7 protein-coding genes and 3 pseudogenes are annotated in these 9,245 nt (G+C 64.8%); 8 read left to right on the top strand and 2 right to left on the bottom strand.

The window, feature by feature from the left end; genetic code table 11:
- Positions 1–102: 102 nt before the first annotated feature.
- A pseudogene (locus tag QU44_RS18640) lies at positions 103–448 on the bottom strand (IS701 family transposase); the annotation flags it as partial.
- A gap of 5 nt (positions 449–453) precedes the next feature.
- On the opposite strand from QU44_RS18640, the pseudogene QU44_RS17735 reads away from it, so the two are divergent.
- The 5 genes and pseudogenes from QU44_RS17735 to lexA all read left to right on the top strand — a co-directional run.
- Positions 454–714: pseudogene (locus tag QU44_RS17735) on the top strand (transposase); the annotation flags it as partial.
- Positions 715–1,118: 404 nt separating this feature from the next.
- Positions 1,119–1,481, top strand: coding sequence for a hypothetical protein (locus QU44_RS07495; RefSeq protein WP_156141008.1), 363 nt, complete (start codon positions 1,119–1,121; stop codon positions 1,479–1,481).
- Between the two features lie 163 nt (positions 1,482–1,644).
- On the top strand, positions 1,645–2,130 hold the full coding sequence (moaC, locus tag QU44_RS07490; protein ID WP_033921272.1) for a cyclic pyranopterin monophosphate synthase MoaC: 486 nt from the start codon (positions 1,645–1,647) through the stop codon (positions 2,128–2,130).
- Positions 2,127–3,299 carry a molybdopterin molybdotransferase MoeA gene (locus QU44_RS07485; RefSeq protein ID WP_033921271.1) on the top strand — a complete coding sequence of 391 codons (1,173 nt, stop codon included), beginning with the start codon at positions 2,127–2,129 and terminating at the stop codon, positions 3,297–3,299. The genes moaC and QU44_RS07485 overlap by 4 nt, the downstream gene beginning before the upstream one ends.
- 66 nt (positions 3,300–3,365) lie before the next feature.
- Complete coding sequence (gene lexA / locus QU44_RS17730) at positions 3,366–4,055, top strand: transcriptional repressor LexA (RefSeq protein WP_081987907.1); 690 nt, start codon at positions 3,366–3,368, stop codon at positions 4,053–4,055.
- Positions 4,056–4,059: 4 nt separating this feature from the next.
- Here lexA and QU44_RS18915 read toward each other — a convergent pair.
- Positions 4,060–6,180 (bottom strand): annotated as a pseudogene (locus QU44_RS18915) (ComEC/Rec2 family competence protein); the annotation flags it as partial.
- Here QU44_RS18915 and gltX point away from each other — a divergent pair.
- From gltX to QU44_RS07465, 3 genes are read left to right on the top strand one after another with little or no spacing between them, the layout of a single operon-like run.
- On the top strand, positions 6,179–7,699 hold the full coding sequence (gene gltX, locus QU44_RS07475) for a glutamate--tRNA ligase (RefSeq protein ID WP_081987906.1): 1,521 nt from the start codon (positions 6,179–6,181) through the stop codon (positions 7,697–7,699). The pseudogene QU44_RS18915 and the gene gltX overlap by 2 nt on opposite strands.
- 31 nt (positions 7,700–7,730) lie before the next feature.
- Positions 7,731–9,014, top strand: coding sequence for a citrate synthase (locus QU44_RS07470; RefSeq protein WP_033921270.1), 1,284 nt, complete (start codon positions 7,731–7,733; stop codon positions 9,012–9,014).
- A 4-nt stretch (positions 9,015–9,018) separates the two neighbouring features.
- A complete protein-coding gene (locus QU44_RS07465) occupies positions 9,019–9,216 on the top strand; it encodes a hypothetical protein (protein ID WP_033921269.1) in 198 nt (65 codons plus the stop codon).
- Positions 9,217–9,245: the final 29 nt, after the last annotated feature.

Raw genomic sequence — 9,245 nt, 5'->3', positions numbered from 1 at the left:
CAAACCGTGGGATTTTTCAGCAGCCTGCTAGGGGTTTGGTCGGTGTCGGTGAGGCGTTTCTGATAGTGTAAGCACCGCCTTGGTGGAGACAGCGCGACGAGATCAAGGATGGCTTGCCTGATGGCCAGCGTGCTCGGTTGTGACGGCGGTCCCCCGGCTCGTTTTTTCCGTCCCGCCGCTTTCAGACGGCGGGATTCAAGGAAGGCATAGGCGATCATCGTCATCAAAGCATGTCGGTGAACCCTACCCAGGATCTACCTTCCAAGTGGTCGGGCCCAAGCTCTTGCTTGAGCTGCTGGTGGGCCTGTTCACAGACCCACCTGGCCTTGATCGTGGCGGGGAGCGTCTTGAGGGTAGCGTCGCCCGGCAGGTTCGACACATAGTATTCCGGCTCCCCGCTCGACCGCCGTTCGCCCACAAGCCAGACCTCGTCGCCCGGCATGCACTGCATACGGGTATGCCGGAGACAAGCTCAACGAGGCGCTCAAGGCACACGGAAGCTGGACCATCGAAATCATCAAACGCTCTGATACCGCCAAAGGCTTCGTACTTCTGCCACGCCGCTGGGTCGCCGAACGAACTTTTGCATGGCTGGGCCGGTGCAGAAGACTGGCCAAAGACTGGGAAAAAACCATCCAAAGCGCAACCGCATGGACCCACATCGCATCCATCCGGATGCTCATACGCCGAACCGCAAGATACTGCTATGCTTGATGAACTTTCGAATGAACCTTCTATTCTTTTGCCTGGGTGACAACAACTGCGCAAACCAACTCCAGTGTGGAGGCAATAGCTCTGGCCTCACTCTATACAATAGCGCAGCCTACAGGCTGGCACATTGCTGGCAGAGCTCCCACTTCGGTCGATCACGCGGCCAGGTCGCGGCCAACATGTTCGCAACACAGCATAACAGTATAATACTGCAATGTTGATGCTTATATATTGTGACATTGTTATCGCGTTTAATAAAGGTGATACGAAATGGAGGATGCCACGTCATGCAGAATTATATGATATTAAACCCTCAGCATAATAAATATCTAGCAGTTACTGACTCAATACCCGCGGAGAGAACTAAGGTATTGGCTCTCCCATTTTCGTCGCCACAGACACATACGGTGTCTGCATTCTGGAATTTCATTCCATCGCGCGCAGGGGGGGTTGCAATCTGCTTGGCCGCTTACCCGGACCTCAGTCTGGATATCAATGCTACATCAGAGCCCGCCGTGGCGAATGGCACCGGCCTGGTACTTTCGAACATGGGCACACCGAACTTTCCGCAATCGAACCTCTGGGCTGTTGGGAAGCTCGACGATACTGACGGTACTGACGATATGGGGCTGGGCGTCAGCGACCGAATCCTGGCGATGACGCTAGTAAATAGTTCTGCAATCGACGCTGACGCTCCCACACCCGCGTCCCAAGTATGGCACAACAACAATTCTCAGCAGCAGCAGTGGATGATTTTGTCTGTACGATAAATTTATGCAAAATGGCGCGGTGCAGCTTTGTGGCCATGATCCACCTCACCGTCGCCGTCATCAACTCACGATGAATCCCCACAGGCCCTAACCATCAATCGTCACTGGCGTCCGGTCCCCTCGCCCCTACCCGCCTCCCCCAATCCCCGCTACCCCAGCGGCCATGTCCAACCTCACCCATCTCGATTCGGCGGGCGCGGCGCGCATGGTCGATGTCGGCGACAAGGCGACGACGCAGCGGACCGCCATCGCCACCGGCCATATCAGCATGTCGGCCAAGGCTGCCGCCGCGATTCGCGATGGTGCGGTTGCCAAGGGCGATGTCCTTGCGGTCGCGCGCGTTGCGGGGATCATGGCGGCCAAGCGCACCAGCGACCTGATTCCGCTATGCCACCCGCTGCCACTGACCAAGGCCGAAATCGCGCTCGACGTCGCGCAGGATCGAGTCACCGCCACAGCCACCGTCTCGACGGCAGGCCAGACCGGGGTGGAGATGGAGGCGCTCACCGCCGCCTCGGTCGCGCTGCTGACGATCTACGACATGGCCAAGGCGCTCGACAAAGGCATGACGATCGGCGGCGTCCGGCTGCTTGAAAAGCGCGGCGGCAAATCGGGCGACTGGCACGCTGACGCAAGCTCGGCGCAATGATCTCGCTCGACGACGCCCTTGCCCGGCTGTGCGCGCTTGCCCCCGCGATCCCGGTCGAAACCGTGCCGCTGGCACAAGCCGCAGGCCGCTGGCTGGCCGAGCCGATCGCCGCCCGGCGGACTCAGCCGATTCGCGATCTGTCGGCGATGGATGGCTATGCGCTTCGCTTTGCTGACCTGCCCGGCCCGATCGCGGTGGTGGGCGAAAGCGCCGCCGGTCGCGGCTTTGCCGGCGACATCGGCCCCGGTCAGGCGGTGCGGATTTTCACCGGCGCGCCGCTTCCGGGCGGTGCCGACACCATCCTGGTGCAGGAGGAAGCCGCGCGCGACGGCGATGTGCTGACCCTCAGCGGCGAAGGCCCCGGTGGCGTCGGTCGGCACATCCGCCGCGCCGGGCTCGATTTCACCACCGGCGAGCTGCTGCTGGCGGCGGGCGATCGGCTCAACCCGCCCGCGCTCGCCCTGGCTGCGATTGCAGGCCACGCCGCGCTGCCCGTCCGCCGCCCGATCCGCGTCGCGATCGCCGCCACTGGCGATGAGCTCGTGCCCGCCGGCCAGCCCGTTCCGCCCGACGGCTTGCCCGAATCCAATTCGATCCTCGTCGCCGCGATGCTCGCCGGCCTGCCCGTCATCATCGAACAGCTCGGCATCCTTCCCGATGACCAGTCAGCGATCGAAGCCGCGTTCGCCCGCGTCGATGCCGATCTGCTGATCACCACCGGCGGCGCGTCGGTCGGCGATCACGACCTTGTTCGCCCCGCGCTCCAGGCGGCGGGCGGTGAGATCGATTTCTGGCGGATCGCGATGCGGCCTGGCAAGCCGATGCTTGCGGCGCGATTGCGCGATACGTTGGTCGTCGGCCTGCCGGGCAATCCGGTTGCCGCGTTCGTCACCACGCTTCGCTTCGTCAAGCCGTTGGTCGTCGCAATGGCGGGGGGCGCACTGCCGCTCGCGACGCGCCGACTGCCAATCGCAGGGCCGCTGCCCGCCAATGACCACCGCGCCGATCATCTGCGCGCCACGATCCGGGGCGGCGTGGTTCACTCCGCCGGCCGGCAGGACAGTTCGATGCTGCGCACCCTGGCGCACAGCGACTGCATGATCCTGCGCGAGCCGCACGCCCCCGCTGCCGCACCCGGAGACTCGGTGGAAGTCCTGATGATCGCGTGAAGCAAGCTTGACTTGCATATTGGCGTTGCCTACACGTTCCGCGTCTGTTCCCGACGGAGAACGCTGATGTTGACGCGAAAGCAACATGACCTGATCTGCTTCATCGCCGATCGCCTGAACGATACCGGCGTCTCCCCCTCGTTCGAGGAGATGAAGGAGGCACTCGACCTTAAGTCCAAGTCCGGGGTCCACCGTCTGATCTCGGCTTTGGAAGAACGCCAGTTCCTCCGCCGCCTGCCCAATCGCGCCCGCGCGCTCGAAGTGCTGCGGATGCCCGAGCGCCCCGTGGCAGCGTCCGCGAAGACGAAAACGCCCGCGGACGTCGTATCGCTGTCACGGCCATCCGCGCCATCGGCAGCACCCCGCGCCGCCAACGACGTGATCGAAATCCCGCTGCATGGGCGCATCGCCGCCGGTCTGCCGATCGAAGCGATGGAAAGCGCGCAGATGCTGCCCGTCCCCGCCGCATTGCTTGGCGCGGGCGAGCATTATGCACTCGAAGTATCAGGCGATTCGATGGTCGAGGCGGGGATTCTCGATGGTGACTATGCACTGATCCGCCGCCAGGAAGTCGCCCGCGATGGCGAGATCGTGGTGGCCTTGGTCGACGACCATGAAGCGACGCTCAAATATTTCCGGCGCGAAGGGGCGATGGTTCGGCTCGATCCGGCGAACCGCGCCTATGATCCACAGCGCTACCGCCCCGATCAGGTGCGCGTGCAGGGGAAGCTCGCCGGGCTGCTCCGCCGCTATTGAAGCTACGCGGCGGCTGCACCGTTTCGGGCAGCCGCCAGCGATGCGCGCTAGGGTTGCCCGCCACGGTGCGGACCTGCCCGCCCGCCAGCGTGATCGCCACCCCGCCGGTTCGCGCCAGCATCGGCCGGTCCAGCTTCAGCCAGCGCGGGGTGCAGGTGCGCGGCAATCGCCGCTCGCTGATCACGATGTCGGCGGCACGGCACAGCGCAACAAACTCGGCGATCGGCACCAGATAGCCGCTGCGGGTCGCCAGGATCGTCCAGACGCGGCCCTCGGCCCGAAGGCGAACCAGGCACAGGTCGCTGCTGCACCGGGCGCGGGGATCATCGCTCAGCGCCGACAATTCGGCATCGGTCCCCCCGGTCTCGCCCAGCACGCCGCGAACATACTCCCCCGCCCGATCGCGCAACAACGCCATGCCGCCATCGCCGGTCCGAACCGCCACATGCCGTCCGTCGCCGGTAACGATCAGATCGGGGGCAGGAGTCGCCACCGCCCACCCCGCCCCCAGCATCAGCGGCAGCACCCCCAGCCACCGCCACCGCGTTCGCCACAGCGCCGCCCAGATGCCGCCCGCCACCATCAGCCCGAACGCAGCGCGCGGCATCGACGGCAGCGCCTTCACCGCGCCGGGAGCATCCGCGGTGGTGTGGGCGATCCAAAGCAACACCCACAATCCCCGCTCGGCCAGCCACCACACCGGCGCACCCAGCCCCGCCGCATCGAGTACCAGCCCAAGCGCCTCGAGCGGCATCACGACAAAGGTCGTCAGCGGAATCGCCACGATATTGGCAAGCGCGCCGTACAATCCCGCCTTGTGGAAATGGAACAACCCGATCGGCATCAACGCGAACTCGACCACCAGTCCGGTTAGCAACAGCGACGCCAGCCCGCGCAGCAGGCTCGCCCCCCGGCTCTCCTCGCGCTTCAGGAACCAGCCCCGCACCACGCGATGTTCGTGCAACGCCACGATCGCGGTCACCGCGGCGAAACTGAGCTGGAAACTCGCCGACATCAGCGCTTCGGGCCATAGCAACAGCACGATCGTCGCCCCGGCGGCAACCAGCCGCAACGTCACCGCCTCACGCCCCATCGCCAGCGCCCCCAACACCAGCAAAGCGGCAATGCACGATCGCACCGTCGGCACCTCAGCCCCGGTGAGCCAGGTGTAAAATATCGCCACACCCGCCGCCGCGCCCGCCGCAACCATCGGCAATCGCCACCGCAGCGCGAGTGCCGGGCTGAGCGCCAATAGCTTGAGCACCAGCAGCATCGTCGCGCCGACCACGGCGGTAACATGCAGCCCGCTGACCGACAACAGATGCGCCAGCCCCGATCGCCGCAGCGCCTCGTCATCCGCCTCGCTGATCGCACCGCGATCGCCGGTAACCAGCGCCGCCGCGATGCCGCCGGCGCTGCCATCGACACGCTGCTGGATGTGCCGGGTCAGCCGTTCGCGCAGCGCCGACCCCGGTGGATCACCCGGCGTGACCACCATGATCGGCGCGAAAGCCCGCCCCGTCGCGCCGATTTCGCCAAACCACGCCACCCGCTGGAAATCATACGCCCCCGGCACCGCCGCGGCCCCCGGCGGCATCAACCGTGCCCGTAGCTTTACGATCGCCCCGCGCCCAACGCCAGGCGGCATATCCTTGTCGGCGACATTCACCCGCACCACCGGCGGCAGCCCCGCCGTCGCCGGTTCGATCACCCCCAACCGCAGCCGAACGATCTGCCGCGCCGGCATCGGCTCGACCCGATCGACCCGCGCCGAAAACGCCACCACCGCCGGCCGGGCCAGCACCGGCGCTGCCACCCGTTCGGCGCGCCCCCAGATCAGCGCACAGCCCAGCGCCATCGCGCATCCTGCGACCAGCATCACCCGGCTCGCCCTGCCGCCCCGGGCGATGGTCACCCCCGCCAACGCCACGCCGCCGCAAGCCGAAAGAAACGCGCTCCACCGCGCCGCGTCGGGCAACAGGAACCATGCGGCGATCCCGATCCCCAGCATCACCGGCAGCCACAACGCCAATTGGTCGCGCTCGGCCTCCAGCCAGCGCTCCACCGCTAGACCGCCCCTTGAAATGCGCGGCCCCGGCGCGATTTGAAGCGAGCCGATACGCATGCTAGGGGCTGTCGCGGCACGTGAAGCCATCGTTTTTAAAGTCTGGGAGCAACCGCGCGTGGGCGCAACACCCGATATTCGCCAAGCCCCCGAGCATCCCGCCGTGGTCACTCGTTTCGCGCCGTCACCGACTGGATTGCTCCATATCGGCGGCGCGCGCACGGCGTTGTTCAACTGGCTGTTCGCGCGGCATCATGGCGGCAAGTTCCTGCTGCGGATCGAGGATACCGATCGCGCGCGCTCGACGCAGCCGGCGATCGAGGCGATTCTCGATGGCATGCGCTGGCTGGGGCTCGATTGGGATGACGAGGAAGTATATCAATTCGCCCGCGCCGATCGCCATGCGGCGGTCGCGCACCAGTTGCTCGATGCCGGCCATGCCTATCGCTGCTATGCAACGTCGGAGGAGCTGACCGCACTGCGCGAAGAACAGCGGGCAGCGGGCAAGCCGATGCGCTATGACGGCCGCTGGCGGAATCGCGACGCCGCCGACGCACCCGAAGGCGTGCCCTTCGTCGTCCGGCTCAAGGCGCCAACCGATGGCGCGGTGACGATCGAGGATCGTGTCCAGGGTTCGGTGACGGTCAACAATGCCGAGCTCGACGATTTCGTCCTGCTGCGATCGGACGGCACCCCCACCTATATGCTGGCGGTGGTGGTCGACGATCACGACATGGGGGTCACCCATGTGATCCGCGGCGACGACCATCTCAACAACGCTTTTCGCCAGCTCGCACTGATCCGCGCGATGGATATGGTCGAGGGCGGCTGGCCCGATCCGATTTACGCGCACATCCCGCTGATCCACGGATCGGACGGGGCCAAGCTGTCGAAGCGGCATGGCGCGCTCGGGGTCGATGCCTATCGCGACGACATGGGCGTGTTGTCCGAAGCCTTGTCGAACTATCTGCTTCGGCTCGGCTGGGGGCATGGCGATGACGAGGTCATCAGCCGCGACCAGGCGATCGAGTGGTTCGATCTGGGCGGCGTCGGCAAATCGCCTTCGCGTTTCGATCAAAAGAAGCTCGAAAATCTCAACGGCTTGTACATTCGCGCCGCCAGCGACGAACGGCTGGTTGAACTCACGGCACCGCGCCTGCCGTTCGCCGCATCGGACGCTGACCGCGATTTGTTGCTGCGGGCGCTGCACGCGCTCAAACCCCGCGCAGCCAATCTCAACGAACTGGCAGATGCGGCAACGTTCCTGTTTGCCGAGCGTCCTTTGCCGATGGACGATGCCGCCGCCGCGCTGCTCGATGCCAAGGGTCGCCAGCTGCTCGGCGCGTTGCATACCAGACTTGACGCGCTGCCCGGCTGGGATACGGAAGCACTCGAAGCGGCGGTACGCGAGGTAGCCGAGGCGGAGGGCGTGAAACTGGGTGCGGTGGCACAGCCGCTGCGCGCCGCGCTTACCGGCCGAAAGACCTCGCCAGGCATTTTCGACGTGCTCGTCCTCTTGGGGCGCGACGAAAGTCTGGGACGTATCACCGACCAACTGGCCGTATCGGCCGACCTATAATTACGTAATCACGAACGAGAAGGATAGCGCGATGAGCGATGCCGCCAGCCAGACGATGACGATCGGGGAAAAGCAATATCCCGTGCGCCAGGGTAGCGTCGGGCCAGATGTCGTCGATATCCGGAAATATTACGCGCAGACGGGCATGTTCACCTACGATCCCGGCTTCACCTCGACGGCGAGCTGCGATTCGGCGCTGACCTATATCGACGGCGATGAAGGCGTGCTGCTGCATCGCGGCTATCCGATCGGCCAGCTGGCTGAACAATCGAGCTTCATGGAAGTGGCGCATCTGCTGCTGAACGGCGAACTCCCCACCGCACCCGAACTCGAAAAGTTCAGCTACACGATCACCCGCCACACGATGCTGCACGAGCAATTGGCGCAATTCTATCGCGGTTTCCGCCGCGACGCGCATCCGATGGCGATCATGTGCGGCATCGTCGGCGCGCTTTCGGCCTTCTATCACGACTCGACCGACATCGCCGATCCGCACCAGCGGATGGTCGCCAGCCACCGGCTGATCGCCAAGATGCCGACGATCGCGGCGATGGCGTATAAATATTCGGTCGGGCAGCCGTTTCTCTATCCGGATAACTCGCTGAGCTACACCGGCAACTTCCTGCGGATGACCTTCGGCGTGCCTGCCGAGCCTTATGAAGTGAACCCCGTCGTCGAGCGCGCGCTCGACCGCATCTTCATCCTGCATGCCGATCACGAGCAGAACGCCTCGACCTCGACCGTCCGGCTTGCCGGGTCGTCGGGCGCGAACCCGTTCGCGTGCATCGCGGCTGGCATCGCCTGCCTATGGGGTCCGGCGCATGGCGGCGCCAATGAAGCCGCGCTCAACATGTTGCGCGAGATCGGCACGCCCGACAAGATTCCCGAATATATCGCCCGCGCCAAGGACAAGAACGATCCGTTCCGCCTGATGGGTTTCGGCCACCGCGTGTATAAGAATTACGATCCGCGCGCGACGGTAATGCAAAAGACCGTCCGCGAAGTATTCGAATCGCTCGGCGTCAATGACCCGGTGTTCGAAACCGCGCTTCGGCTGGAGGAAATCGCGCTGAAGGACGATTACTTCGTCGAGAAAAAGCTGTTCCCCAACGTCGACTTCTACTCGGGCGTCATCCTGTCGGCGATCGGCTTCCCGACGACGATGTTCACTGCGCTGTTCGCGCTGGCACGCACCGTCGGCTGGGTGGCACAATGGAACGAGATGATCTCGGATCCAGAGCAGAAGATCGGCCGCCCGCGCCAGCTCTACACCGGCCCGACGCAGCGCGACTATATCCCCGTCGACAAGCGCTGATTCGATGGGACGCCGGCGTATCCTGATGATCGTCGGCGTCGCCCTGGCGCTGATGGGAATGTTGTGGATCGGCCAGGGCCTGGGACTGGTCCGGTGGCCGGCGTCCAGCTTCATGATCGATCAGCGACCATGGATCATCAACGGCTCGGCGCTGGCCGTGCTGGGATTGGTGCTGGTGCTAATCGCCAGGCGGTTGCGATAGGCTGAAGGCCCGCGCCGCCAGGACAAGGG

Origin of the sequence: Sphingomonas sp. 37zxx (assembly GCF_000786205.1) — a bacterium.
Taxonomy (GTDB): domain Bacteria; phylum Pseudomonadota; class Alphaproteobacteria; order Sphingomonadales; family Sphingomonadaceae; genus Sphingomonas.
The sequence above is the reverse complement of the archived record's forward strand: the minus strand, read 5'-3'. Positions and strand labels throughout refer to the sequence as shown.